At 53.7% G+C, this 26,937-nt stretch carries 19 protein-coding genes; 5 read left to right on the top strand and 14 right to left on the bottom strand.

The features are described 5' to 3' along the window. Window positions 1–15: 15 nt before the first annotated feature. The 3 genes from U9M73_RS03960 to U9M73_RS03950 are packed head-to-tail and all read right to left on the bottom strand — an operon-like array spanning window position 16 to window position 5,429. Window positions 16–2,256, bottom strand: coding sequence for a DEAD/DEAH box helicase (locus U9M73_RS03960; RefSeq protein ID WP_323076380.1), 2,241 nt, complete (start codon window positions 2,254–2,256; stop codon window positions 16–18). Next, the gene (locus tag U9M73_RS03955) at window positions 2,253–3,599 is read right to left on the bottom strand and encodes an ATP-binding protein (protein WP_323076379.1); all 1,347 of its coding nucleotides are present in this window, start codon (window positions 3,597–3,599) and stop codon (window positions 2,253–2,255) included. Before U9M73_RS03955 ends, U9M73_RS03960 begins: the two co-directional genes overlap by 4 nt. Window positions 3,600–3,659: 60 nt before the next feature. Continuing rightward, window positions 3,660–5,429 carry a TerB N-terminal domain-containing protein gene (locus U9M73_RS03950; RefSeq protein ID WP_323076377.1) on the bottom strand — a complete coding sequence of 590 codons (1,770 nt, stop codon included), beginning with the start codon at window positions 5,427–5,429 and terminating at the stop codon, window positions 3,660–3,662. Between the two features lie 125 nt (window positions 5,430–5,554). Here U9M73_RS03950 and U9M73_RS03945 point away from each other — a divergent pair, with 125 nt between their 5' ends. Next, on the top strand, window positions 5,555–6,265 hold the full coding sequence (locus U9M73_RS03945; RefSeq protein ID WP_009222883.1) for a M50 family metallopeptidase: 711 nt from the start codon (window positions 5,555–5,557) through the stop codon (window positions 6,263–6,265). A 10-nt stretch (window positions 6,266–6,275) separates the two neighbouring features. On the opposite strand, the gene U9M73_RS03940 is transcribed toward U9M73_RS03945, so the two are convergent. Both U9M73_RS03940 and U9M73_RS03935 read right to left on the bottom strand, forming a co-directional pair. Further along, complete coding sequence (locus U9M73_RS03940) at window positions 6,276–6,908, bottom strand: hypothetical protein (protein ID WP_323076376.1); 633 nt, start codon at window positions 6,906–6,908, stop codon at window positions 6,276–6,278. An 8-nt stretch (window positions 6,909–6,916) separates the two neighbouring features. Then, window positions 6,917–7,735, bottom strand: coding sequence for a VOC family protein (locus U9M73_RS03935; protein ID WP_323076375.1), 819 nt, complete (start codon window positions 7,733–7,735; stop codon window positions 6,917–6,919). Window positions 7,736–7,918: 183 nt separating this feature from the next. Between U9M73_RS03935 and U9M73_RS03930 the strand changes: the two genes are divergently transcribed. Both U9M73_RS03930 and murI read left to right on the top strand, forming a co-directional pair. Continuing rightward, window positions 7,919–8,653: an HD domain-containing protein gene (locus U9M73_RS03930; protein ID WP_009222880.1), complete on the top strand. Its 735-nt coding sequence runs from the start codon at window positions 7,919–7,921 to the stop codon at window positions 8,651–8,653. Further along, window positions 8,634–9,416 (top strand): glutamate racemase, encoded by a 783-nt coding sequence (gene murI, locus U9M73_RS03925; protein WP_009222879.1) that lies wholly within the window; start codon window positions 8,634–8,636, stop codon window positions 9,414–9,416. The genes U9M73_RS03930 and murI overlap by 20 nt, the downstream gene beginning before the upstream one ends. An 84-nt stretch (window positions 9,417–9,500) precedes the next feature. Here the strand turns inward: murI and U9M73_RS03920 are convergent, their stop codons facing one another. The 3 genes from U9M73_RS03920 to U9M73_RS03910 form a co-directional block, all read right to left on the bottom strand. After that, window positions 9,501–10,046, bottom strand: a complete 546-nt coding sequence (locus U9M73_RS03920) for a GNAT family N-acetyltransferase (RefSeq protein ID WP_009222878.1) — start codon at window positions 10,044–10,046, stop codon at window positions 9,501–9,503. A gap of 206 nt (window positions 10,047–10,252) precedes the next feature. After that, window positions 10,253–11,095: a Gfo/Idh/MocA family oxidoreductase gene (locus U9M73_RS03915; protein ID WP_323076374.1), complete on the bottom strand. Its 843-nt coding sequence runs from the start codon at window positions 11,093–11,095 to the stop codon at window positions 10,253–10,255. Then, window positions 11,092–12,153 (bottom strand): Gfo/Idh/MocA family protein, encoded by a 1,062-nt coding sequence (locus U9M73_RS03910; protein WP_260071408.1) that lies wholly within the window; start codon window positions 12,151–12,153, stop codon window positions 11,092–11,094. The genes U9M73_RS03915 and U9M73_RS03910 overlap by 4 nt, the downstream gene beginning before the upstream one ends. Window positions 12,154–12,386: 233 nt before the next feature. Here U9M73_RS03910 and U9M73_RS03905 point away from each other — a divergent pair, with 233 nt between their 5' ends. Further along, window positions 12,387–13,964 (top strand): FAD-dependent oxidoreductase, encoded by a 1,578-nt coding sequence (locus tag U9M73_RS03905; RefSeq protein ID WP_260071409.1) that lies wholly within the window; start codon window positions 12,387–12,389, stop codon window positions 13,962–13,964. A gap of 68 nt (window positions 13,965–14,032) precedes the next feature. Here the strand turns inward: U9M73_RS03905 and U9M73_RS03900 are convergent, their stop codons facing one another. From U9M73_RS03900 to U9M73_RS03885, 4 genes are all read right to left on the bottom strand, one after another. Further along, window positions 14,033–18,763, bottom strand: a complete 4,731-nt coding sequence (locus tag U9M73_RS03900) for an S-layer homology domain-containing protein (RefSeq protein WP_323076373.1) — start codon at window positions 18,761–18,763, stop codon at window positions 14,033–14,035. A gap of 30 nt (window positions 18,764–18,793) precedes the next feature. Next, window positions 18,794–20,335, bottom strand: a complete 1,542-nt coding sequence (locus U9M73_RS03895) for an extracellular solute-binding protein (RefSeq protein WP_009222872.1) — start codon at window positions 20,333–20,335, stop codon at window positions 18,794–18,796. 107 nt (window positions 20,336–20,442) lie between these two features. Beyond that, a complete protein-coding gene (locus tag U9M73_RS03890) occupies window positions 20,443–21,357 on the bottom strand; it encodes a carbohydrate ABC transporter permease (protein WP_085170409.1) in 915 nt (304 codons plus the stop codon). Between the two features lie 18 nt (window positions 21,358–21,375). Beyond that, complete coding sequence (locus U9M73_RS03885) at window positions 21,376–22,350, bottom strand: ABC transporter permease (protein ID WP_323076371.1); 975 nt, start codon at window positions 22,348–22,350, stop codon at window positions 21,376–21,378. 325 nt (window positions 22,351–22,675) lie between these two features. Between U9M73_RS03885 and U9M73_RS03880 the strand changes: the two genes are divergently transcribed. Next, entirely contained in the window at window positions 22,676–23,005 is a 330-nt protein-coding gene (locus U9M73_RS03880) for a TIR domain-containing protein (RefSeq protein WP_009222869.1), read from the top strand. A gap of 540 nt (window positions 23,006–23,545) precedes the next feature. Here the strand turns inward: U9M73_RS03880 and U9M73_RS03875 are convergent. Both U9M73_RS03875 and U9M73_RS03870 read right to left on the bottom strand, forming a co-directional pair. Next, complete coding sequence (locus U9M73_RS03875) at window positions 23,546–25,141, bottom strand: response regulator transcription factor (protein ID WP_323076370.1); 1,596 nt, start codon at window positions 25,139–25,141, stop codon at window positions 23,546–23,548. After that, window positions 25,086–26,906, bottom strand: a complete 1,821-nt coding sequence (locus tag U9M73_RS03870; protein WP_323076369.1) for a cache domain-containing sensor histidine kinase — start codon at window positions 26,904–26,906, stop codon at window positions 25,086–25,088. Before U9M73_RS03870 ends, U9M73_RS03875 begins: the two co-directional genes overlap by 56 nt. Between the last annotated feature and the right edge of the window lie 31 nt (window positions 26,907–26,937).

The following is a 26,937-nucleotide window of genomic DNA, read 5'->3' as shown; positions in this document are numbered from 1 at the left end:
CATTCACTTCATCGATCAAGCTTCGGAGTTCTTGGATGCTTTCGCGGAGTGTAAATCACTTGGCTTCTGCGCCGCTTCCAAAGCTTCGGCTAATCCCTTTACATCCAGCCCGTCCACGGCAAAAGCGCGCCGTACCAGCTCATGCGGCACAAACTCGTCGTATTTGCCCAGATAAGGGGCTTCCGACGCAGCTAGCAGCGCCTCCGGGTGAGGAATCGAGGCGAGTTCTGCCTCAATGGCAGCAAGCAGCTCCTTGGCGCCTGCTCTCCCCGACACGACCATATAATAGGGTTCCATCGGCACGACCTGGCGCAGGCCCATTGGATCCGACAAGTTGTGCTTCAGCAATCGTTCCAGGGTGCGAAATTGCTTGCTTCCCGCCCACGGCAAAATAAACAGCGAATCGCCGCCTGCCGGAATCACAGGACTGTTAAGCAGCCCGCTCTCCCGGGCTAACCGGCGCGCCCGTTCCAAGCGATTGGCCGCGCCCGGAGCAAGATACGGGTACAAAGTATGCTCCTCCAATACCTGGCGCATCTTCTGCATGACCCGGGTATGGACATCTCCCCCGGCGCCAAGCCATAGCGTATCCACCTTGCCGCGCGAGGATTTGACGTACACCGCTTTATGCTTGCTGTCCACTTCCTCGACCTTCCACAGCTTCCCGGCCAAAGAGAAGCAATAGCCAGGCGGCGGCACAGTGGTGATGCTGCCAATTTCCTCAGAGCCGTTGTAGACGACATGCTCCTCGTCATCTTTAAAGACAGCGTAGAAGCGGAAGTTATTTACGACCTTCTCTCCGCCGAGTCCGATGATCAGCGTGCCTTCCTCGGTCTGCTGGATATGGTCGGTTTGCAGCAGGTACTGTAACAACGCCTTGTACTCCTCGGGCTCAACGCCGCGAAACGCCGGCAACGTCAGTACAGCCCGGGCCAAATCCGCCGGTTCCGCTTCGCCGATGCTCTTAAGCGTGCTCATCGTCTGATGGTACAGCACGCCAACCGGCTTCTTGCGCAGCTCGACCGGCTCCACCCAGCGCTCGCGCACATACAGCTCGATGACGGCGATCGCCCGCAGCAGCGTCCACGGCATGCGTGCCGGCAATTGGGCGTCCTCATCCTCTTCCTCTGCGCAGAGGAACATCATCTCCGACGCCTGATCGCCGCGCCGGCCAGAGCGGCCCAGCCGCTGCACGAAGCTGGAGCAGCTGTACGGTGCACCGAGCTGGATGACCCGCTCCAGCTCGCCCAGATCGATGCCGAGCTCCAGCGTCACCGTCGCTGCGGCTACCGCCGGGCCGGGGCCGGAGCGCAACGCGGCCTCGGTCTCTTCACGCAGCATCGCAGAAATGCTGCCGTGATGGACATGGAACACATCACGCTCCTCCCGCTTTGCCGCAATCCGGCGGAGCTCCAGCGTGGTCAACTCGGCGTCCGTGCGGCTGTTGGTGAAGACGAGTGCTTTTTTGCGATGGGTGTTGTCGTAAATGAAGTTATAATACTTCTGCTTGGCCAGCTCCAAATGCTCTGCTTCCCGTTCGTCGCGGGCATCCGGGAAGGAGAAATGCTCCACCGACAGCTTTAGCTTGCGTCCGCCCGGCGGGGAGACCACCTCCACCGGCTGCGGCGTCCCCGCCCCAAGCCATCGGGCAGCGATCTCGTAATCACCAAGCGTAGCTGATAAGCCGATTCGTCTCGGCTTGCAGGAAGCCATACGCTCTAATCGGGTCAGCTGGCTGATAACCTGAATCCCGCGATCGGCCCCCATAAACGCGTGCACCTCATCGATCATGATATATCGCAGATCATGGAACAACGCCGGGATCGCATTCGGGCGGTTCATGAGCAGCCCTTCCAGCGATTCGGGGGTAATTTGCAGGACACCGCTGGGGCGCTGCATCAGCTTGGTTTTCTCCGCTTGGGCGACGTCGCCGTGCCAATGCCAGACCGGCACTTCCCCGTCTCGCAGCAGCTCCTTGATCCGCTCGAACTGATCGTTAATCAACGCCTTTAACGGTCCGATGTAAAGAATGCCAACCGACTCCGAAGGCCGATGATAGAGCTCCGTAAGCGCAGGGAAAAAGGCCGCTTCCGTCTTCCCCGACGCGGTGCCTGATGCGATGAGAAGATGGTGCGGCGTGTCAAATAACACGCGGCAGGCTTCGATCTGGGCGTCACGCAGCGAGTCCCATCTTTTGCGGTAAATGTATTCTTGAATAAACGGCGCCAACCGGGAAAAAGGGCTCGTCCCGCTCATAACTCAAACTCCGCCAAAAAGTCGTCCAGTTCGTCGGTGCCGTCCTTGTTCTTGTCCCCTTGGTTCGCAGACGCCGCATATTCCTGCTCCCGTTCGCCCATCAGTTCCTCGAACGACAGCTCCGGCTGCTGGTGCATCAGGTGCAGCACATCCATAAAATCGCGCACGACCTCCCGGGTCGTGAGCAACTCCTCGGCACCCAAGCGGTTCACCGCCGCCTGCATAAAGGCGATCAACTGCTCATCGGTCAGGCGCATCGTGTAACCGAAATGGATCGCGTGAATCTCGCGCAGCTTCTGCAGCAAGAGCAAAATTTCCTCATGCGACAGCATGTCCAGCTTCAGGATCGGCGACGTATACGAACGGCGCGTCCCACTGCTGTAGCGCCCATCGATCAGCCGCGAGCGCAGGGCATCGTAGCTGAACAGCCCGCGCCGCTCGTCTTCCACGAACTGCGGCGTGCCGCCCAAGAAGATGCCGAGGTACTGGGCTTTCCCCTGCATCGTGTCGTTGAACATCGTCAGGATCTTCTCGTAATTGCTTTGGCGGGAGATGCTGTTCGTGATTTTGTACAGATTGACGCCCTCATCGATGAACAGCAGCAGCCCGCAATACCCGATGCGCACTGCAAATTCCGCCCACAGCTTCATGTAGTCGTACCAGTTGTCGTCGTCGATGATCACGCCGACGCCCAGCTCCTGGCGCGCCTCCGTTTTGGTTGGCACCTCGCCGCGCAGCCAGCGTAAAGCCGCGGCTTTCCGGTCATCGTCGCCAAGCTTATAGCCCGACCAGTAGGCCGCCAGCACCTTGGCAAAGTCAAAACCGTGCACGAGGTTTTGCATCTCGTTGGTCACCGCATAAATTCGCAGCTCCACCGCATCATGCAGCTGCGGATCACCGGGACGCAGGCCGGTGGCCTGCATTTGCTCCTGCTGGAGAGCGGCGATCCACTTCTGCAGCATCGTCTCCAGCGCGCCGCCGTCAGGCCGCGTTCGGGTGGATAAATGCATCATCAGCTCCCGATAGGTTGCCAGCCCCTGCCCTTTTGTGCCGACCAGCCGGCGCTCCGGCGAAAGATCGGCGTCAGCCACCACGAAATCGCGGTCCATCGCATAATTGCGAATCATCTGGAGCAGGAAGCTCTTCCCGCTTCCGTAACGCCCTGTGATCAAACGGAAAGCCGCCCCGCCCTCCGCAATATTGTCCATGTCCTGCAGGATCGACGCCACCTCCGGTTTACGCCCGACCGCGATATGCTCCAGCCCGACCCGCGGCACGACCCCGGCCGTCAAGGAATTGACGAGCGCGGTGGTCAGCCGCTTGGGGATTTGCACCTGTTTCATTCTCGTTCACCTCATCGTTCCAAACTTATCCTATATCCTACAATGTATCTCTCTTATCGCTTAGCGTTGACTTGCAAGCCACTCGTCAAGCTCTGCGCGGTAGTCATCTACAACTTCGTCTCCGTCGATTAAGAGATCCCCGATCTGCTCCATCGCCAGCTCATTGATCTCATCGATCAGCAGCTCAGGCATGGAGCCAGCCTGCTCGGCAATCGCTTGGCGTTCCTCAGCACTTTGGCCCTGGAGTAGAGCGGCCAACATCTGCGCCTGCGGAGCCGTCAAGCCAGCGAACAGTTCCTGCCATTCCTCCGGCAGGTTCGTGATCGCCCCGCTTTGGAACTGCTCAGCATCGCTTCGTTCCTCGGCCAATGGCTGAGGAACTTCTTCAACCGGGTGCGGGGACTGCGAATCAATGGCCGTCTCTTCCCTACGCTCCCCAAACGAATCTGCTCTATCGGATCGCGCCGCCTCTGCCTCTTCCAGCACCTGTTCATATCCCCGTTCAAAATCAAAGGCGGGCTGCAACGGTTCCACTTCGACAGGCGATCGTCCTAACGAAATTGCAGCCTGCTCCAGCGGCAGTCCCGGTGCTTCCGGCGCAAAGGCCAGCGTCTGCTCCTCGCTAAGCAGCATGTCTCGCACCTCGTCGGACTCCTGCTGCAGCTTGCGCAATTTGGCGGTGTTAATTTTCACTTTGGGTGCCCGGGCTTTCGCTTCTTCTGCCTTCCGTCGTTCAAATTCCTTGCTCAAATAACGGCGGACCAGCTGCTCGATCTCCGGCCCCACGTCGATCCCCCGCAGCTTTCCCTTAAACCCGGTTAACTCCCGTAATTGGTTCTCGGTCAGGCGTACGAGCTGGGTCAGAAAGGCTCGCAGCGGCGGATGCCCGCTATAAGGCAAGACGGTGACTGGCTTCGTGCGCCCATACAATTCATGATCATACACCGCGCTGCGGAACAGGTAACGGGCGATTTGAGTCTCCTTCGGCTTATACAGCTCCAGAATCCGAATGCCCTTGCTTCTGGAAAGATAGCCGTCGACCAACGAAATGACCCTCGGCACGTAGTTTTGCATGTCCTTGCGCCCTTGCTCCTGGTAAAAGCGGCTCTTTTCCACATTATAATCCACCAGCTTGAGCAGCAGCTCCCAGCTCAGGTCCAGCGGTTCGGCGGTGAATCTTCTGCGCCATTCCAGCTCCTTCAGCTCCATGGACAGATTGCGTGGCAGCTTGGCCATCGGTTCAGTGGGACGTTCCTCCAGTTGGAACACCAAGGCCAAATCGAATAACCACTCCCGTACGTAGAGATCCAGCTTAGGATAACGCTGCCGGTATCCCTGCCAAACCTGCTCCATTAAGGCATATCCTTCGGCCGGCTCCGACCAGCCGATCCCATGGATCAGCTCGTACAAATAAACGAATACGTAAGACAGATCAGTATCCGGATAACGTCCGGAACGGACCTCCCCGCGCCAGAACAAATACCATTTCAACTGCCTTGGCTGCATCTCATCATAGGTCGGCCAATACGTCTGAAAAGGAACAAACTCCGCTGCCCCCTCAAAGGCTGTCTCCAATTCCTTCGCTTTCTGGACAAACCGTTGCTCCCGGGAAATATAACGAAAATCCTGTTGCCAATCCGTAGTACGCTCCCAAAGATCCGGCGCAACCACCCGGCTCACCGGCTCCTTCCTGCCTTCCTCCGGCTTGTTTCCGTCCACCACTTCCAATTCGGCGAAGGTTAGCTGGTGTTCCGGGTTCGTCTGTTGTTCCCGATTATTATGTAGATGTCGGCTGAAAAAGCTGTGTTTTTCATCCGTTCCGTCGTTCATCGTTCCTAAACCTCCGTCACGTCCATTATACCACCCGACCGAAAATTTGTTCGCCTTTTGAATACTATTTTGCCCTCCCTTATAATGAAAAGCAACTGCAAGTTGCCGGGGAGGGCGAAGGTTTGATGAATCAATGGCTGAAAGCTTGTGTTTTTCTGATCGGAGCGGCCGTTTTAACCCGATTGATCCCGTTCTCCGATTGGTTCCGCATGCTGGACACGATGGTGCATGAGTTGGGCCATGCCGTGGTTACCTTACTTGCGTCCGGACAGGTGCTTCGCATCGAACTGCACCCGGATCACAGCGGCGTCACCTATTCGGTACTGGCATCGGGATGGAGCCAATTCGCCGTATCCTTGGCTGGATATACCTCGGCTTCCCTGTTTGCGGTCGCCATGTTCTTCGGCTATTCCCGACAACAACAAGCCGCCGGCCTCGTCTTGATCAGTATGCTGGCGTTGATCTCGCTGCTGCTGTTTGTACGCTCGGGCTACGGCCGGGGATGGTTAATCTTGTTTCTGCTGGTGAACGCAGCGTTTTTCCTGTGGGGAGGACGAATTCGCAATTTCTATTATCTGTTGCTGGCGTTCTTATGCTTGGAAGAGTCGGTGCTGGGGCCGGTCACGCTGCTGCTGAATTCCATCGTTTCGCCCAGCCAGGCGGGAGATGCGACCAATCTGGCCCAGCTTACAGGAGTTTCCCCTCTGGTATGGTCGCTAATCTTTCTAGCCATTTCACTGCTATGCGCCTTGTCCGCGCTGCAACTGTATTGGAATGACCGCAGACGGAACCGGGAGAAGCGCAGAATGAGCCGTTCGAGCTCGGTGAGCCCGTAGAGGGCTCCCCTCATCGATCCTTAATGATCGTACATCTCAAGACATGAACTTCCTGATTGTCACGGATCAATGCATCGACATCATCGCTGGACTCCATATGGCCCTTCCCTTTATTTCTCACAATTACGCCCAATACGGCCGTTTCATTTGGGTTCGCGGTAATGGACGTCATGGGATGGGTCATGGCACTATCATAATCGCTCTTGGGCATTTCCGCTTTGGAGCTGACCACGTTTCCTTTCTGCCGGAAAGCAATCGTCCAGACCTCGTCCCCGTTCCTCATGCCAAGGGTCGTTAAATACAAGCGAAAGGTGTCTTTGACCTGTTCCAGAGAAGTTTCCAGCCCGAGCAAGGATCCCACTTTCTCCCCATTCACATACTGATCAACCCAAAAATGAACCCGATTGGCTTGAACCTCACCTAAGTTCACGTCAAATATCAATGAACTATCCGATCCTGTCGCTTTCAGAATGGCATACTCTTCGTCGTCCATCGGCAGGGGTTCAATCTTGATGCCCTCGATTACCTTCTTTGGTAAATGGTTCTCTAGGTCAACCGTCTCCGAACGACTCCCTTCGCAACCCGAGAGGACCAAGGAAGCAACTAGAACACAAGCCAGGATGGGATAAAAATATTTTCTCATTCTACACCTCACAAACTACTGATATTAAATCGATTTCCGTCCGGATCATAGAAGTGAAAACTTACTAATCCCTGGGTCAGATAGCCGCCGATCCCGGAGGTTTCGATTCCGCGTTGTTTTAAATATTGATGATACTTGAAAAAGTCTTGACGCTCCTGAATCCAGCACACCGGCTGGACCTGCCCGTCCACTTTGCCGACGCATGCCTCATCACTTTTTTGTTCAAGCACCCAAAGCGACTTCGCTTCGGAATGATTCAGCGGCAGCTCCATCACTGCGTAGCCGTCGGTCGGATGATGCTGGGTACATTTCATGCCCAGATGTTGTCCGTACCATTGAATCGCCTCGTTTAACCGGCTGACGCCTACCCTGATCCAAGAGGGCGCTAAGTCGGAAGATGGCAACGTCAAATCCTCCTGCAGCGTTAACCGGATGCCTTCGGCGGTAGCCCATACATCGAAATACCGGGATTGGGGCCCAGCATATACGGCAGATACTCGCACGCCATCGGTGACAAAAGCTCGCCGCAGACGATCCAATTCCCGGGTTCGAAAGCAAACCCGAAGGTCGGCATCCACGGTCCCTCGTTCAGCATAGTGATGGGGGAGCCGGGTATCCGTAAGATAAGTCACCAGCCAGGTTCCAAAGGGTAACTGAGTCATTTTACCTTGGGAACAGCGGGGATCCACCTTCCAGTTCTCTTGCCGAAGCACCTTCCAGCCAAAGTACTTCTCGAACCACTTCACCACTTGATCCTGATTATCCCACAACACATCGATCGTTTGCCCGTCAAAATAAAGCTCGGGAATCTCCTTGCCCGCTGCCATAGGGAGCCTCCTTCATCCATTCATACAGAACTTTCCAATCCTATTATCGCTGAACCTGTCCGCAGGATAAAGGTAAATATTTGCACTTTGCGCCGCTTCCTTCTGAATCTTTCGTTCATATAATGCGACTGGGACTCACAAACAAGTTTAAAGAATGGCGATTTTGCGGTAAGATGGTATTCGATGTTTCTAGGAACTAGGGATTGGAAAGGAACGGTGCAGATGGATCGGCAGCACATCATCGAACAAGCCGAGCACTTTGTGCAAAACGTGCACAGCGGGGACGGGAGCGGCCACGACTGGTGGCATATTCATCGGGTGCGGAACATGGCCTTGGCCATCGCCCGCAAGGAGCAGGCGGATTTGTTCGTATGCGAGCTGGCGGCCCTGCTGCACGACGTCGCCGACGAGAAGCTGAATCCGTCCAAGGAAGCGGGATTACTTCGGGTTCGCAACTGGTTGGAAGCACATATCGAGGATCCATCCGTCATCAGCGAAGTCATGGAGATTATTTCGACCATGTCATATAATGGCGGCAAAAATCCCCCTATGGCGACGCTCAACGGACAAATCGTTCAGGATGCCGACCGGCTGGATGCCATGGGAGCGATCGGCATTGCCAGAACATTTGCTTATGGGGGCTCCAGAGGCAGATCCATGCATGAACCGGGGCAGGATTTCTCCGATTTGGATTACCGCAGCCATGAGAAAACGACGATTTATCATTTCTACGAAAAGCTATTAAAGTTAAAAGATTTGATGAATACCCGGCATGCCCGGAAGCTGGCCGAATCACGGCATGAATTTATGCTGCGTTTCTTGGAGCAGTTTTACCGGGAATGGGATGCCGCTGACGAACATCAGGATGAACAAACCACAACAAATTCAGGTGATATGAGTGAGAATCGCATTTTTTGACTCAGGGATCGGCGGCTTGACCGTGTTAACGGAGGCGATGAGGAAGCTGCCGAACGAGGATTTTCTTTATTTTGCCGATACGCTCCACGTGCCTTACGGGACCAAAACGCTGCCCGAAGTGAAACGGTACGTCGAGGAATCGGTAAGTCTTATCATGCAGGGCGACATTAAAGCCTTGGTCGTGGCCTGCAATACCGCAACGAGCGCCGCCATCGAGGAACTTCGCCGTACGTACGACATCCCGATTGTCGGCATGGAGCCGGCCGTGAAGCCGGCCGTGAAACGAAGCCAAGCCGCCGGCAAACGGGTCTTGGTTTTTGCGACCTCGTTGACGTTAAGCCTTTCGAAATACACTGACCTGGTGGCCCGGGTGGACGACCACAAGGTGGTGGATTCGATGCCGCTGCCGGAGTTGGTGCAATATTGCGAACAACTGCAGTTCGATCGGGACGAAATCGAGCGTTATTTCAGCCGCAAGCTCGCGGGGATCGATTTGTCGCAATACAGCACGATTGTGCTGGGATGCACGCATTTTCCTTATTACAAAAGCATCCTGCAGCAAATCCTGCCGCCCCATATTGAGCTGATCGACGGCAGCCATGGCACGGTAGAGCGGCTGTGTTCGCTGATTGGCAGCTCGGCCAATCCCGGTCAAGCTTTTAAAGGGCATATCGAGTTCAAATGCTCCGACGAAAACCCGGCTTATCTGGACAAAATGGCCCGGGCGCTGGATTACCTGCAGACGCAATATTCTGCTCAATAATGCGCGGTAACGTATAAAAGCCTTGTCCCGGCGGTGAAATCGCTTAGGACAGGGCTTTTTTAGCTGCGCGGGCATGGGGTTTAATTACTCCATCTCCTCATTGAGCAGAACCATATGAATATGATCTTCCCACTTCCCGTTAATTTGCAGGTACTTTTTCGAGATTCCTTCATTTTGAAAACCTAACTTCTGCACCACGCGAAGCGATGCGTGATTTCTTGGCATGATGTTTGCCTCAATCCGATGCAAGTGCAACTCGCGGAACGCATGGCCAACCACCGCCTCGACGGCTTCCGTCATCAGTCCCTTTCCTTGCTCCTGCTCATCGATTCGATACCCCATGTGGCAGGACTGGAACGCCCCTCTGACAATATTGCTGAGCGCCACCGAACCTATAATCCGGCCATCTTGGAATAGCCAGAATTTCCGGAGCAAACCTTGCTCCATCTTCTCGGCTTCGTCCCGCAGGATTTCCTGTTGAACGGAGTAAGTGTAGAAATCTTCCGTCCTTAGCGGTTCCCACGCCTTAAGGAAGTCTTTATTCCGAACGACAAACGCCAAGACCTGATCCGTATAGGTGTCATCGATGATTTTAAGCGTCATGCGTTTCGTGGTGATTTCATTTTTCATAGATAATCCTCACTTTTCTTATACCTCAATCTATGATTCCGAAATCTTGGTACTGCAAGTTTTCCTCATAGTTCCTCCCGCAAGTGAGCTTTGGGATTGAACGCTTCCATCATTATACATTCTTATCTCGGAAGATCACTAGCCTCTGATTCAATCATCTAAAAACCCACCTTCAGGCGAAGGTGGGTCGTGTCAATCAATTATGATTAGGAGGATGGCAAATCCAACCATATCCCTGGTGTTTCCGCCGCCTTCAATCCGTACTCGATTACGGTGATCACGGCTACAGTTTCGGCCGGGTCAACTGCGGGCTCGCCGGTTTCAAAGAAGGTCACCAGGTTCCGGATAAACGGATCAAAGAAATTGGAGGCCGCCGTGGCTTGCTTAAAGGTTCCATTATCGTATTTGATGCCAAGGGTAAAAGGACAATTGTCCCCCAAATGGTGGATCGATGCTTGGCGGCCTTCCCCGAAGTCGATGAGAAGCGCGGGGGAATCCGGCGTTCCGGTGTACATGACGCACTTGGGATCGGCCCCCATCAGACGGATGATCGGCTCGATTTGATGAATCGAATAGTTGTCGAATGCGCCGGGCCCCCAGCTGCAAATCGTTTGAATCCCTGCCTTGTCAATCTCCGCATATTCGCTGGCAAAACGGAGGGCAGACGTCGAATACATCGGCGTTCCGTGCTGCGCGGCCAGGTCGAAGAGGCGTACCGCCGTCTCCCGGTCCGGAGCAAACGTCTTATCGATGTAGGTCGGCTTGCCCGACTGCAACGGAAGCTGCGACAATTCCTCATGGAACTCCGGATTGTCGGGAGATAACACGATCAAGTAATCGCTCCGCTCCACGACGTCTTGAATGGACGGCAGTAATTCGATGCCGTGCTCCTTGCACCACGCCTCGTTTGTGAGTCCGTTCTCCTTGTCTCTTTTCCCATAAGCATACGTTACCTTCATGGCGCCATCGGAAGCCTGCTCGATCCACCCGGGATATTTGTTGGCATGGAACTGGTCGAGGTGCAGGTCGATAAACCCGATTTTTTTCATGAGAGCGCGATTTCCTCCCCTTTGTCGGACGAGTCATAAATCGCCTGAATGATGCGGGAGGACAGGATGACGGTGTCGATATGCGAAGGCTGCTTCTCCCCCGTTTGGATGCACTCCAGGAACCCGTCGATTTCCTGCTGATACATATTGCCAGAGATAAATTTTGGCGTCGTCTCGGTCAAAGCACCGTCTTTCGCCGTATAGAAGGTAAAGTCCCCGCCGTAGTTCAATCGAATGCCACCCTTGTCGCCCAGGAAGTCGATAAACATCTCCTCGACTCCGATGTTCTGCGCCCAAGCTCCGTTCAAGGAGATCGTCGGGCCTTCGGTGCGGATCAGCGCGGTTACGAAGTCGTCGACATCATAGGTGCCGTTATAGTCCGGCGGTCCTGCCCACATTTTGAGATACGTATAGTTTTCCATATCTTTCCCCAGTTTGGAGTAGGCTTGACCGGTGACGGTCTTTGGCTTGGGATCGCCCGCACAGTACATGACGATGTCGATAAAATGAACGCCCCAGTCGATCAGCGCGCCGCCGCCGGCGATCGCCTTCGTTGTAAAAGCCCCGCCTAAGCCCGGAATCGATCGGTGTGCGCGGAAGCTGGCGTACACATGATACAACTCGCCAAGCTCGCCGTTTTGAATCATTTGTTTGATGCGGTTGACGCTTTCGTTGTACCGGTTAACCACCCCGATATTCAACACTTTGCCCGTCTCATGCTGAACCTTCTGCATTTCCAGAGCTTCTTCGTAAGTCCGCGCTGCCGGTTTCTCGCACAGGACATGCTTGCCCGCACGCAGGCAATCAATGGCGATCGTAGCGTGCGAAGCATTTGGCGTACAGATGGATACGGCATCCACCTCCGGATCTTCAACAATCTGCCGGTAATCCGTGATCGCCTGGCCGCATTCGTATTTGGTGACAGCCGCCTCTGCACGTTCCTTCAGGATGTCACAGAAATACTTGATTTCTACATGCTTGTGATTCAGGTAAGACGGGATGTGGGCGTGGTTTGCAATCGTGCCGCAGCCAATCACGGCAATGGTGATTTTGTTCATCAGCTTCCCTCCTGCTAACGTGAAATCGTCGGATCAAGATAAGTCTATGATGATTCCTAGCATACCAGATCAGAAGCAAATTGGAATAAGCCGGAAGGCGAAACCACATCAAATTACCATAAAAGGTCACCCGCTTCCCGTACCGTTCTCCTGCCCAACCATCTACAATGAATGCAATCACGGGCAACCTGTCGTCAAACGTTTAATCTCAAAACAAAAGGAGAATTGAAGCGATGAAACGCGAAATGAAGGCGGATATCGTCATCCTTGGGGGCGGCACCGGAGGAACCGCCGCAGCCCTGGCCGCGGCAGCTTCGGGCAAAACCGTCATGATGACGGAGGAGACGCTTTGGATCGGCGGTCAGCTGACCAGTCAGGCCGTACCGCCGGATGAGCACCCCTGGATTGAGCATTTTGGTTGTACAAGAACTTACCGGAGATTCCGCGAAGGCGTACGCCAGTACTATCGAGAGCATTATCCGTTAACGCCGGCTGCCAGAACCCTACCCGAATTAAATCCCGGCGGCGGTATCGTCAGCCGGATTAGTCATGATCCCCGCGTTGGCCTGGCCGTGCTGCAACAGATGCTGGCTCCGTACATTCACAGCGGCGGGCTGACGATTCTGCACCGCTATCGAGTCCAACAAGCTGAAACCGATGGAGATGCCGTCCGCAGCGTGACGGTGCGTCATCTTGACACCGGGGATGAACTGGTGCTGGAGGCGCCGTTTTTTATCGATGCCACCGAACTTGGGGATTTGCTTCCGCTCGCAGGGATCGAATATGTAACCGGGGCCGAATCGAAAGCACAAACCGGCGAGCCTCATGCGGTCGATGGAGATCCCGCACCGCAGGACATCCAAAGCTTTACGTATTGCTTTGCCGTAGATTATGCAGAAGGGGAAGAACATCTCATCGACAAACCTGAGATGTACGAATTCTGGAGGCAATACCGAGCCGACTTCTGGCCGGATCGGCTGTTAAGCTTAACCGGCGTGAGGCCAGCCACAAACGAGCCGGTTGAATATGAGGTTTTTCCGGGTTATGGAGGCAAGTTCCCGCTGTTTCAATACCGGCAAATCCTCGATCCCACCCATTTCGACAGCCGCTTCGGCTTTCGTCCGATCTCCCTGATCAACTGGCCGCAGAACGACTATTGGCTCGGCTCCATTATCGACGTCCCGGAGGAGGAAGCCGCGCGTCATCTCCATCAAGCTAAGCAGCTAAGCCTGTCACTGTTGTATTGGCTGCAGACTGAAGCTCCTCGGCCGGACGGCGGGCAAGGCTACCCTGGTTTGCGCCTGCGCCGCGACGTCGTCGGAACGGAGGACGGGCTGGCGATGGCTCCGTATATCCGCGAGTCGAGACGAATTCAAGCGGAGTTTACGGTGCTGGAGCAGCATGTCGCCACGGCCTCCCGTCCAGACGGTGCAGCCGAGTGGTTCCCGGATTCCGTTGGGGTCGGATGTTACCGCATCGATCTGCATCCGAGCACGGGCAACCGGCCGTACATTGATATCTCTTCCTTGCCCTTTCAAATTCCGCTGGGCAGCTTGATCCCGAAACGGGTCAAAAACGTGCTGGCAGCCGGTAAAAACATCGGGGTCACCCATATCACCAACGGCTGTTACCGGCTCCATCCCGTGGAATGGAACATCGGCGAAGCTGCAGGAATGTGCGCCAGCTTCTGCTTGGATCGCAACCTCTTCCCAACGGACGTTCGCAATCATGATGAAACCTTATCCGACTTTCAACAGCGCCTCCTCAGCCAAGGCGTTGAATTACAGTGGCCCAAGCTGCGCCCAGTTTGATATTTCAAGGAAAAAAGAATGCCAGCCAGCGGATGAAGCCTTCCGCAGGCTGGCATTTTGCGTTCCATTTACGGATTGATCAGCCCCGCCATCCGCAACATTCGGGCAAGCACCGTCGCTGCTTCTGCACGGGTAGACGATGCTTCGGGGGCAAAATCGCCATCCCCGCGCCCTTTCATTAAGCCCGATTCCACGGCGATAGCTGCGGCTTCTTTAGCCCAAGCTCCAATTTGGCTGCGATCCTCGAATCCAGCCAGCGTGGAACTCGGGTTTCCAAGAGGAACCTCGGCTCCTGCCAGCTTCAACGCACGAACCAGCAGCACACTCATCTGTTGACGCGTAATTTGCTCGTTCGGACGGAACTCTCCGCCGGCAAAACCTTCAATTAACCCGTGTTCTAACGCCGTCGATACCGCACTCGCATACCACGCACCCGGGTTTACATCGGTGAAGCCCCCGCTCGGATTCGGCTGCTGTCTTGTCAAACCGAGGGCACGGACAAGCATCGCCGTAAATTGGGCTCTCGTAATCGGTGCATTGGGACTGAATTCCGTATCGGAGGTGCCTTGGATGACCGTTTTGGAGGCTAACATCCCTACCTCGTCAGCCGCCCAGTGGCCGTTCAGATCCGTAAAGGTCTTCCGGTGCGCGATCGCCGCATAAATGCCGCTTGCCTTCAACCGGAACGTGATCTGGGCCTTACCGCCTTCCTCCTTGATCACCGCAGGCACAAACGTGTAGCTGCCCAAAGAAGGCTGCAGAAGAAGAACGGTGGTCGTACCGGCAGAGACGGAACCTGACAGCGGTGCAGCCGTAAACTTGGCATTGGCTCCCTTAAAGGCTGGCAGTTCAGTTAAGGTGTCGTCTTGCTCCCAGAAGAAGGACACCTCCAGCAGCGATCCAAGCGGTGCAGCCTGATCCGGCAACAAGCGGTAAAGCTCTTCTTCCTGCGCTTTCGCAGGTAGACTGAGGCGAATTTGCAAGCTGTCCGCAGATCCCCGCAGTTGCAGAGACTCGCTTAACGCCTGAACCGGCAGCTCCAGCCTGCCTACTAACGGCGACTCCAGCAGGATAACGCCATTTGGCAACTCCTTCACCGCTGCCTCCAATCCCGCGGTTGGCAAGTGCAGGGTGAGGACGTCGGCGGATTCAGTGAAGCTGTATTGAAGCTGCTGCGATTGGGCCGGTTTCGTTTGAAGACTTTTGACCTCCTCAAGCATCCGCGACAATTCGGCCTTAGCGTCTACGAGATGCTGTCCATTCTCCGCCGTAGTCTTCACAACGTCCAGCCGCTCCGGCTTCACCGGCTGGGTTGGCGTCGTACCGCTGCTGCTGCCGCCCGACGATCCCGGCTGGCCAGGATTGGAGCCGCCATCCCCGGTGGATGTGCGAATGATCTGCACGGTCTGGCTATTCGTTTTCAGATCATCCACATATACATCCACTTGGACGAAATTGATCCCTGGCGATAACGGGACGTTTGCTGAGAAAGTTCCGGTCGGGGTAACGGACGCGGACTCCCCATTTACTTTCACGGAAGGCATTCCTGGGCCAAGCACCTCAACCGTGCCTTCCAACGGATAATGGCTGTCCCGTGTTTCTCGCAACGCATCATCCATCAGGCCGCTTAAGACGGCGGAACGAACCTGATCGCCAACCTCATAAGCGTTGGCCACAAGTTGCCGATTGGTTCTAACTCCCGATGGATCAATGGTCGAGATGACGAAGCCGCCTGGCGGAATGACGCTGTTATTCTCCTCCGGCGCTCCCCAACTCCAATTGATCGCTTGATTGCGGTTGGCCACGCGGGTGACGACGCCCGTATCATCCACAACCACCTCAACGCCAAAATGATTTGTTCCCGTTGTCGTTCCAAACGCGTCCGTCAGCACATTAATGTTACCTTCCACCCGGTTCACGTTGTAATAATGGCCTTCGAGGAACGTATCAGGACGATCCGGCAAGCTCATGCCCAGTTGGTAATCCTTCACCCATTCGCGGTCCTCCAGCGACGCCTTGGCAATCGCCCAGTTAATTTGGGAAGCGTCGAACAGCATGAGTCCGTTTGTCGTTCTCAGGCCCGCCTGGAACACCTCCCGCTGAACGGCTGGAAGCTGTACATTGTTTAGGGCAATCCCTGCATACAGTGGAATCTCGCCATTCGTCACGATGTTCCCAAGGGTAATGTACTTCTGAATCTCCTGACTGGTCGTCTGATAAGCGCCAATCATCAGAAAATCTAGATATTCGATGTACCCGGTATCGTAATACTCCGGTGTATAAATCGACTCAACCGGCAAGCCCAGGGAAGGATGGATACGGAAATTTTTGCTCGCCCAGTTCACCCCGTTGAGATAATACGTCTCATACCAGGAACCGACGTAGGAAGACACCTTGATCGTTCTTCCCGACCCAGCCTCGTAGGAATCCACCAGCGACTTCACTTCGCCAAAAAAGCTCTGGATCACACCTGACCGGAACTCCCACCAATCTTGGATGAGCGGGCCATCCACTCTGACGTTATTTTCATAATAAAAAATGTCATTGGGCCAGTCGTTCAGCTGCTTGCCGCGCTGGAGCAAGAACTGCTCAAACTTGACCCGCGTTTCCTCGCTGAAATCTGCACCTTCATTGTCGTAGCGTCCACGGTCATGTACGACGCCATCCACGTCATAATTTTTGAGAATCTCTTCAAAAGTCTTCAGCTCGAACTCGCGCACCTCATCGTTTGCCGGATTGACGAAGGCGACCAAGCCCTGCTTCGCGCTTTCCCGCAGCCGTTTGATTTCACCGTTGTTTTCCGCGTAGTGCACGCGCTCTTCCCAGTCCAGGTGATCATTCAGCACGGCGTACTCGTTATAGGCGATAGACCCTTCGGCAAATACGTTAACCACCGCATGGATTTCCAACCCTAAATCATGGCCATGATCGATGAATTCCTGCAGCAGATCCAAGTCCGGATTGGCTCCTGCTCTTCCGGGAGCTTGAAGTTCGCTGACGTAGGGCCTTCCGGTCAAGTCATTTTTCTTGTACGAGACATAGCCTTCTACGCCCTTCACATCCAAGGCGATGGAGGTGACTCCGCTATCCTTGGCCTTTTGAAGAAAAGCGCGCACCTGCTCGCTGGTTTGAAACTTTTTCGCATTGGAGGCCTGATCGACCCATAAAATGACTTCTTTGTCCGAGGCAAGATGATCCCGGGCAAACACCGCCAGATCCCGACGGTCCTGCTCGATCTCGTTTTTTAATACCCTCATTTCGATATAGTTGGTGCCTTTCGTTAAAGGGTAAGAATAGCTAAAGGATCCATCCGCCTCAAAAGGAACGGAAGTCCCATTCACCAGCAGCTGGATGGCCGCCGGATCGTCGATATTCTCGATGATCCCCGACAGGATCGTGTGGTCCTCCGTCACCGTATACATCCGCTGATTGTTTACCTTGAGACGGGCGATCGGGCCATTCCCGCTCATCAGATCCCGGACGGATACGACTTCTCCGTTCTTGCGAAGCTTGATGATGTCTCCCGCTTTGAAATTTTCTGCGAGGAAACGCTTGATGTAATTGCCAGCATAACTGTCGTCCTGCGCCATCAGCACATAACCTTCCTCCGGAATTTCAAGGAGGGTCGGCCCGGTCCATACGGGAGGCTGACCGTTAATTGAAGGGTTAATCACCTGCAAAACCCGGTTGTTAGCATCGACCTGTACGGCCACATTGAACTGTGGAATTTCGATCGATTCGCCGTAATCTCTAGTAAACAACGCAACGATATTGGGCACGCCAGTCACGTCTTTATCCACGTAATCGATCTTGATCCGCGGTCCATCAATGTCGATGGAGATATCTTTGGGTGCGGCTTCAACTTCGATATAGTCCTGATTCTCCGACGGCTCATACATAATCGTCAATATCTCCCTTTCCAATTCCTCCCCGGCCTGAAGTAAGATGACCGTTACTGCGTTCGCTCCCGCACTTAAATACACATTTTCACGAAAAACCCCATCCGCTGATAACTCGACCTGGTCCCCATTTACCGTAACGCCAAGCTCCAGCTGCTCATCATAATTCGCCACAAACCCGGCAACTTCGATGACAGGAATGTCCACGATCGTCTGGTCTTCCGTTAACAGCATGAGCTCGGGAAGCGCTGGCTCCGGATCGGGATCCGGTTCAGGTTCCGGTTCGGCGGCAGGTGGAGGCTCTGGAGCAGGTTCCGGGTCCGGATCAGGCGTTGCCGGAATAAAATCCGCCGCGGTCACTTCCACCCCCGCACGCATCAGCTTCACCTGATCCCCGAGGTGATACTCCTGAAAGAGCGCCGGTCGATATGCCGACTCGTCCCAAGAGCTCTTCCCTCCAGCCAGCACGAGGTATCCCCCTTCCGGAATCGGGAGCATTCGCTCCGCATCCCATGTTGTGGGAGGATCATCTAGGGGACCAACGACTTCCTGCACGATCCCTTCGGCATCAACGGTGACGGCCACTTGCCCTTCCGCAACCCGTACCTCCGACACAGGCTCATACGCGGCATCGGTTACGGTCGCCCCGCTGGTGAACAAGGCAAGGTAATCCGCCTTTCCCTCGAATGAGCCAGCCGCAGCGTTAACGTCCGTGAATTCAAGCGCGATGCTCCCTTCGTCTTTTACAAACTGAACCGGTTCGCTTGAAGTCTCTTCCGCCTTCGGAAGTTTCTCCGGATCTGCGGCCGAGGAGGCGATGGGCATCCCCGGCCAGAACAACGCCGCCAGTAAGGTGAGACAAATCACTCCGGCCATTCGCCTCTGCAACATACGTTTCATCCAGATGCCTCCTTTTGATCTGAGGATGGCTTATTTCGTAGACTGGAACCATTCGTTCGCCGCAGCCACCATGTCAGCTCCGCCTTCTGCTCTCCATTGCGCCAAGAATTGATCGTATTGTTCAATCGGCTTCGCCCCGGAAATAAACTGTAGCACATTGTCATCCAGCATCGTTGTCAGCTTCAGTAGATTTTTGGACACAGCTTCAATGGGCGGCGCCGTAGACATCGGATCAACGACAACCAGACCTTCTGCATTTTTCTGGAACGCTTCAAAATGCGCCTGAAGCACCGGATCCTTCCGCACGCGGGCTTGCCAATAGATCGGATATTTCTCTTCGTCCACGCCAGTCAGGAAGTTGCTCGCATTGTTTAACTGTTCATTAAAGATCGGGAGAATTGGATAATATTTGTCGTCCTTCACTTCATAGTGAACCCCTTCTTGACCCAGCGCGATGCCTTTGAATGTCTCAGGCTCCAGCTTCGCATTCAGGAATTCCATGGCCGCTTCTTTATTTTTGGAGGATTTCAAAATGCCGATGTACCAGGTCACATTTGCTTTTGCGCCAACGACGGCTTTCCCGTCCGGTCCTTTCAGATAAGGAATGATCGACGTCTTGGCCTCAGGGAAGTTCTTCTGCAACGCCGCGATCGCAGATCCCGCATTCCACCAGGCCAGCTTATACATCGCTGCTTTGCCGCCAGAAAACTTCTCAATCGATTCTTGAGCGGTATTGAGCGGCGTTTCGGTGTCCAGTAATCCTTCTTTATACAGCTTGTTCATGAAGGTAATGTATTCTTTCATCTCCGGCTGCTCCGCCCGGTGAACCAGCTTGCCGTCGACTTCCTTCCAATCGGTAAGCACGCCAAAGGTAGCCGCAATGTCGCCGTAGATGGAGTCCTTGCTCAGCGTCAGCGGGATGACATTTTTCTTCTCCTTGATCGTCTTAAGTACCGTATAGAGTTCATCGCGGTTCGTTGGGATGGACAAGCCCAGCTCATCCAGCCAATCCTGGCGAACGACCAGCTCTTCACCGATGCTCACACCCGCTCCCGTTTCGGGAATCCCGTAGATCTTGCCGTCGATCGTAGCACTGGCGAAGGACTCCGGCTTGATCGACTGCTTAATATAGTTGCCATGGGCCTCCAGCAGTTCATCCATCGGTTCGAGTGCCCCCGCCGAAGCCAGATTGTAGAATTGGGCGGCATTCAGCTTGGCGATGTCGTAATTTTCTTTGCTGGATACCATCAAGTTCAGCTTCTCATCAGCGTTCTCCGCCGGCAGCAATTCATATTCCACATGAAACCCGGTGCGTTCTTCGATGTATTTTGCGACGTATTCGGTCTTCGGATCAAACAGCCCGTATTGCATGATCATCCGCAAATCTGGTTTGTCCGTGCTTCCCCCGCTGTTACTGCCTTCTGTTGTTGATGTGTTGGTGTTTCCTCCCGATGGTTCAGTCGCAGCAGGCTCTGACGTTCCGCCTCCTCCGCCGCCGCAACCGGACAACACTAGGGCAAAGCCAAGGATGGCGGTAAGTACCGCTGACGTTTTTTTCATCTTTAAATTCATATATACCCTCCTTCAAATCGGTTGTTTTTGGGTTTCTACTGGGGTTCTACTGCAAGCGGAGCTCATCACCTCCCTTCAGGTGTTAGCCTTAATCGAGCCATGTTGCTTCAACCTTTCACTGAACCCACCAGCACGCCTTTTACGAAGTATTTTTGCAAGAAAGGATACACGAGCAGAATCGGAATGGTCGCCAGCAAAATGGAGGAAGCTTGGATCGACTGCGGGGTAGTGTTAATGGCCGCATCGATGTTATCTTTCAGGAAATCCCCGCTGGAGGAAACGAGCAGCTCCTTCAAATACAGCTGCATCGGCTTAATGGCCGGGTCACTGATGTAAATCATGGCCGTGAAATAGTCGTTCCAGAACGCTACGGCAAAAAACAAACCAATCGTCGCCAGCACCGGCAGCGACAAGGGGAGCATGACCGACATGAGGATTCGGACATTCCCCGCCCCGTCCAGTTTAGCCGATTCTTCCAATTCTTCCGGGAGGCCTTCAAAGTAGTTTTTTATGATCAGCATGTTGTAGACGTTTACCATCGCCGGGAGGAACAAGACCGGGAAGGAGTTGACCAGGTTCAGGTTCTGCATCAGCAGATAGGTGGGAATTAACCCGCCGCTGAACAACATGGTAAAAACGAAAATCAACAAGATCCCTTTTCGTCCACGCAGCCGTACTTTAGACAAGGGATAAGCCGTGAGCGTCGTCAGAAACAAACTGCATGCCGTTCCGATCACCGTCAGGGCGATGGATACCTTCAGCGAATTGAGGAACATGGAGTCTTGAAGCACATAGTGATATGTCTCAAATTGCAGTCCTACCGGAAGCAACCCCACCCTTCCTGAGATTACGGCGCTTTCGCTGCTCAAGGACTTGGCAAGCAAATTGACGAACGGAAGCAATGTTGTCAGCCCTAGCAGAATAAAGAAGACGTAATTGAAAACGGTAAAGCATTTTTCGGAAAACGAGGTTTTGATCACTCCGCGCGGCTGCAATCCTTCCAAGGCTTGTTTATGATCCATGTATGAGCTCCCCCTTTCCTACCAAATCCCGCGCTGTAAATATTTGCGGCTGGCTGCGTTCCCTGCAATGACCAAGGTGAAGGAGATTACGGCCTCAAACAGTCCCACCGCTGTGGAAAAGCTGTAATCCTGGCTGCCCAACCCGCGGCGGTACACATACGTGCCGATGACGTCTGACACCTGATAGACGACGGGATTGTACATCACCAAGATCTGTTCCGTTCCGGCTTCCAGCACGCTGCCGAGCCGCAGGATAAACATCAGGATGATGACCGGCGCGATCCCCGGCAAAGTAATATGCCACAGCTGCTTCCATCTCCCGGCTCCATCCATCCTTGCCGCTTCATAGAGCATGGGATCGATGGTGGTGAACGCCGCCAGGTAGACGATCGTACTCCAGCCGGTTTCCTTCCAGCCCGCCGAAGTGATCAGGACGCTGCGAAACACGCTGTTGTCCAGAAAGAACGCGATCGGCTCCATCCCCATCGCGGTGAGCGCTTTGTTAACGATCCCGCCGTTTGTTGATAGTAAATCCATAAACAATCCGCCAACGATAACCCAAGACAGGAAATGAGGCAGATAGATCACGGTTTGCACCGTCCGTTTGAAGATCATATTCCGCATCTCATTGAGCATCAGCGCAACCACGATCGGTAACGGAAACAAAATAACGATCTTCAGAAAACTGATGATGACCGTATTTCTAAACACTTGGGCAAAGTCCGGCGACGTAAACAGCCGCTCGAAATGCTTCCACCCCACCCATGGGCTGTCCGCAAATCCGGTGAAAATATTAAAATCCTTGAAGGCAATCGTAATTCCGTACATTGGCGTATACTTAAACAGCAAGATGAATAAAATGCCCGGCACGAGCATGAGATAGAGATCCCATTCCTTCCGGATGTCAAGTCCTAACCGCCTCCAATAGCTTCGCTTCACTTGAGGTGTTTTGGTTTGGGTCGATTCCACCCCGGCTCTGGTCTTTACTTGCATCCGCTTGCCCCCTTTCGCTCTCCATCGTCCACTTGTGACCATCTTGTGAACATATTGTAAAATCGGACCGGCGGGCTGAGTAGGAGAGACCAATTACTATTTATGGTAAAATGATGGCTTCTGAGTCTTTCATGGGCAAAAAAAAGAAGCCTTGCGGCTTCCATTAGTGTGGAGCATATATTTAATTTCACGGTTTGGCCTAGGTTATACATAATAGCCTCGTAAAGAAAATCTAGTATTTGATTCGCTCATCGGATTTGTAAGTGAAAGCAATAAAAGTCAGTAACTCGAATTCCGAAAGAATATTATGAATAAGGGGACCTGTATGAACGATTTTTCGCAACATAATAAACCAATCGTAGTGACTTTATGTGGTTCAACAAAGTTCAAAAAACAATTCCGTGAGGCAGAAGCTAATTTGACCCTAAAAGGCAGAATTGTACTTAGTCTTGGTTTTTTCGAGCAAAGCGATAATATCGAAGTAACCGAAGAACAAGTTAAACTCTTTGAATATCTTCACTATCACAAAATCGATATGTCAGACGAAATCTTCGTGATCAATGTCAATGGATACATTGGTGAAAGCACAAGAAGAGAAATTGATTATGCTACCCAACAGGGCAAAGAAGTAATCTATCTTGAGCCAATTACATAAAGTAAACCTATGAACTTCAAAATCTGAATCGGTCTACTTAGGGTGAATTATTATCTATGACGTAACGTAAGAGTTAAGCACACTTGTCAGCTGTTTCTGCCCAGCGTCGGCATGCTCCGTGCGTGTTCATGTCTCGCTAACGCTTGCCCTGGTGCTTATTTCGGGAAAATCGGGGGAGTTCAGATTCTAACGCTTGCCAGAGAGCTTATTCACGGAAAAACCGCCCCTGTTCCGCCGAAAATCGGGAAATAAGCTTTCTGATCAGCGTTAGATTTCAAACCACGTCGAAAAGACCCAAATAGCGTTACTCACAAGCGTTAGAACTGAACTACTGTCGCGAACCCGAAACACCCAGCACCTAACCACCAGCACCACACCACATTTACGTACCCAACAGCAGCTCCACGCACCTAGTCGGTACCCAACATCCTGCCACCGCCCTTGCATCAGACTTCTAGCAACTGGTACCCAGCACCACACATCCCCCCGCCCCAAGCCAGGCACAGCCCGGAGTCGGGCCAAGCCGAAGCTTAACCTAAACTAACCCTTACACTCCCCGGGGTTTACTCCCCAGTACTTGCGGAACACCTTGGTGAAGTAACTGACATCCCGGTAACCCACTGAACGCGCGGCATCATAGACCTTGTGCCCTTCCTGCAGCAGCGCCTTGGCTCGCTCCATTTTGCGCTCGAGGACGTAATCTGAAAAGGCTACTCCCATCTCCTGCTTGAACAGCCGGCTGAGGTAAGAGGAGTTGATATATATGCGATCCGCTACCATGTGCAGTGTCAGTTCCTGATCCATTTCCTCGTTCACCAGACGAAGGACCTCCTTCACCACCTGGTGGCTGCTCGCTTTCCGCTGCTCCTTCACGTAGGCTATGATGCGTTGCACGATTCTCGTCAGCAGCGCCCAAGTTTGCGTTTGGGTGCTCAGCAGACTCACATTCTGGATATACTTCGCCTCGTCGCCAAGCACCTGCTTGGTCGTCCACCCCCGCTTTTGAATCATCCGGGCAAACAAGCCAAGCACAAAAAGCACCGCCTCGTGAAAATCGTCCGAGGACGCCATTCTCGAAACCAGCGCATCCCATATCCCCTGCAAAGCTGTCATCGCCTTGGACTCATCTGCGGTCTCCAGCCCGATCTCCAGCTCCTTCTCCAGATGGGGCTCGATCGCAAAAGGCCGAGCGGTCTCCCCGGCGGTTTCACGATATGGGATCACTAAGTCATGCCCGTACACAACTCGCTCCTGCAGGGCATGACAAGCCTGCCGGTACAAGGATGACAGGTCCTCCAACGGACCAACCGCCGCACTAAGGCCCGCACTGGCAGTCCGTTGCAGCACTTCCTTGGTTCGCGAGAGCAGCTGGGACAAGTCCGCATTCATGCGCAGCAACGCTTCGCTCGCATCGGCCTCGGGGCCAATCACGCAGACCATCATCAGATTCATGTCTGAGTTGGCGGCGATCCACCAATCCGGTGGAGTTAGCAGCTCCTTGGCCAGCAACTGGAGTGTAAACTTCTGAATTTCCGTCGTCTCTTCCTCCTTCGGGGAAGGGTCCAGTTCCACCGCCGCAACCGCAATCCGATCCTCCCGATGCAGCGGAACGTGCAGTTCATGGCTTTTCGCCAGAATTTCCTCCCGTCCCATCTTGCCGCCCGCCCACTGAAGGAAGAACAGGTTTTGCAAATGCGGCAGGTTGGACCACCACTGCTTCTCCAAAGCGGCCTGCCGCCGCCACTCTTCGAGATCCTGTTGCAGCTGGCGTCTGGCATCCAAGACCGCTTCCAAGATCTCCGCCTCGCCTGCCGGCTTCAGTAAATACCGTGAAACCCCATGCTTAAGCGCAATCTGGGCAAATTCAAAATTGTCGTGTCCGCTTAAAATAATGATTTTCATCAACCGGTTGAGTAAGCCCCGACCTTTAAGCTCCCGCAATAACTCCAATCCGTCCATGCCCGGCATTTGCACGTCGATCAGCATGAGATCCGGCTTCTTGCGCTCCATGAGCCTAAGCGCATCCAAACCGTTTGCTGCGGTACCAATCATGTCGATCCCGTGCGACTCCCACATGATATTATAGGCTAGCGCTTGCCGCAGCCGGGGCTCGTCCTCCACGATCATCAGATTCATCCTGTCCCTCCTTTAATGGAATCGATAACGTAACGGTCGTTCCTTCCCCCGGAGCGCTTTGTACGGTCAGCCGTGCCTCCGGTCCGTAGTACAGCTTCATCCGGCTCAGCACATTCCGCAGGCCAAATAAATCTTTCACCTGCTCTTCATCCTGTGAATAGGCCACGATCTTGCGGAGATCCATCCGGTCAAGCTCCTGTTGAATGTAGTGAAGCCGTTCTTCCTCAATCCCCGGCCCATTGTCCTCCACGCGGATGTGAAGCGTATGCTCCTGTTCCACCCAACTGGAGATAACTAAATAACCGCCCACTTCCTTTCCCTCCATCCCATGGATGATGGCATTCTCCACAATCGGCTGCAGCAGCAGCTTGAGCAGCGGAATCCGCTTGCTTTGCTCCGAAATCCGGTATTCCACTTGGAAGTTATCCATGAAGCGAAGCTGCTGAATCCGTAAATAATAGTTCAAGTGAGCGATGCTCTCCTCGACCGTAAACTCCTGCCGTCCTTTGTTCAGGCTCAGCCGGAAAAAGCTGGAGAGATTCATTACCATCTCACTGATTTCCTCCGCATCGTAATTCTTAGCCATCCAGTAAATCGAATCCAGCGTGTTATATAAAAAATGCGGGTTGATCTGCGACTGCAGAAACCGGAGTTCGGTTGTTTTCAGCCGCAGTTGCTGCTCGTAATGGTCCTCGATTAAATGCTTCTGTACCAGGGCCATGCGATTAAAAGATTGAATCAAAAAACCGAATTCATCCTTCCGGTTCGTGCGGACATGTGCGTTAAGCTCGCCGTTACTTAAGCGCCTCATCCCCTTGGCCAATTTCAGTACGGGGGAGGCAATTCCGCTATAAACCACCCAGGAAACGATCAGTGCCAGAATTAAGCTCAGCCCAATAATTGAAAAAGTAAACAGCCGCAGTTGATCCGTCTCCCGGTACAGCTCGCTTTTTGGCTGAACCAATGTCAGCTGCCAGGGCGAATAGGAGGAATCGATGGTGACGGTCATATCCTGATCCGGCAGATGCATCGCCGAAGGCTTGCCCGCTTCCAGCAGCACTTCCCCCCGTTCATTCGACAGGACGATCCGGCTGTTTTCGGAAGGCAGCAGCGTTTTAATAATGTTTAATAATTTGTTCTTGCTGAACGACACGACCAATAAATTGGCTTGCCGATTGCTGTTATACAAATCCATCGCTCTTAGCAGCGAGATACTGTCGGAGTTCGTTAATTGCCCAAAGGTCACTTCGTCCGTCACGGCATAATCGGCCTTAACGTAAGAAATCCCTGTCCCGTTGCGGCGGGCAGTTTCCACAAACCATTCCTTCTGCGCGTCCCCGGCCAGTTGCTTGCCTCCGTAATGGGTGGAGATCAGCATCCCCGAGGCGGGATGATAGACGGAAATTTGTGAGATATACCGGTTCACTGAGACCGAATTCGACAACTGTTCCAAAATGGAAGAGAACGCCAAGATGGATTGCGGCGAAAAATCGCTGCCGCTTTCGTTCAGCAGCGCATTCATTGCCGGGTCGCCGGCGATCAGCGTCGAAATCTCCTCGACGTTCTGAAAGACCAAGTCGAAATGGTTCATTGCCGAGGAGAGGGCCGTTTCGGTCCGCTGCACCGCCTGATCATAGAGAATATCCCGCGACCGCTCCACCGCAAACAGACTGATCAAGACCAGCGGAAGCAAAATGAGAATAAAATATCCGGTCAACCGGAATTGAATATGGTGCGAAAACCGGTTCACAATCCATCGAATCACCGTATTCCCCCTTCCAAGCCGAGAAGCTTGC

It is taken from the genome of Paenibacillus phoenicis (assembly GCF_034718895.1).
Lineage (GTDB): Bacteria > Bacillota > Bacilli > Paenibacillales > Paenibacillaceae > Fontibacillus > Fontibacillus phoenicis.
The sequence above is the reverse complement of the archived record's forward strand: the minus strand, read 5'-3'. Positions and strand labels throughout refer to the sequence as shown.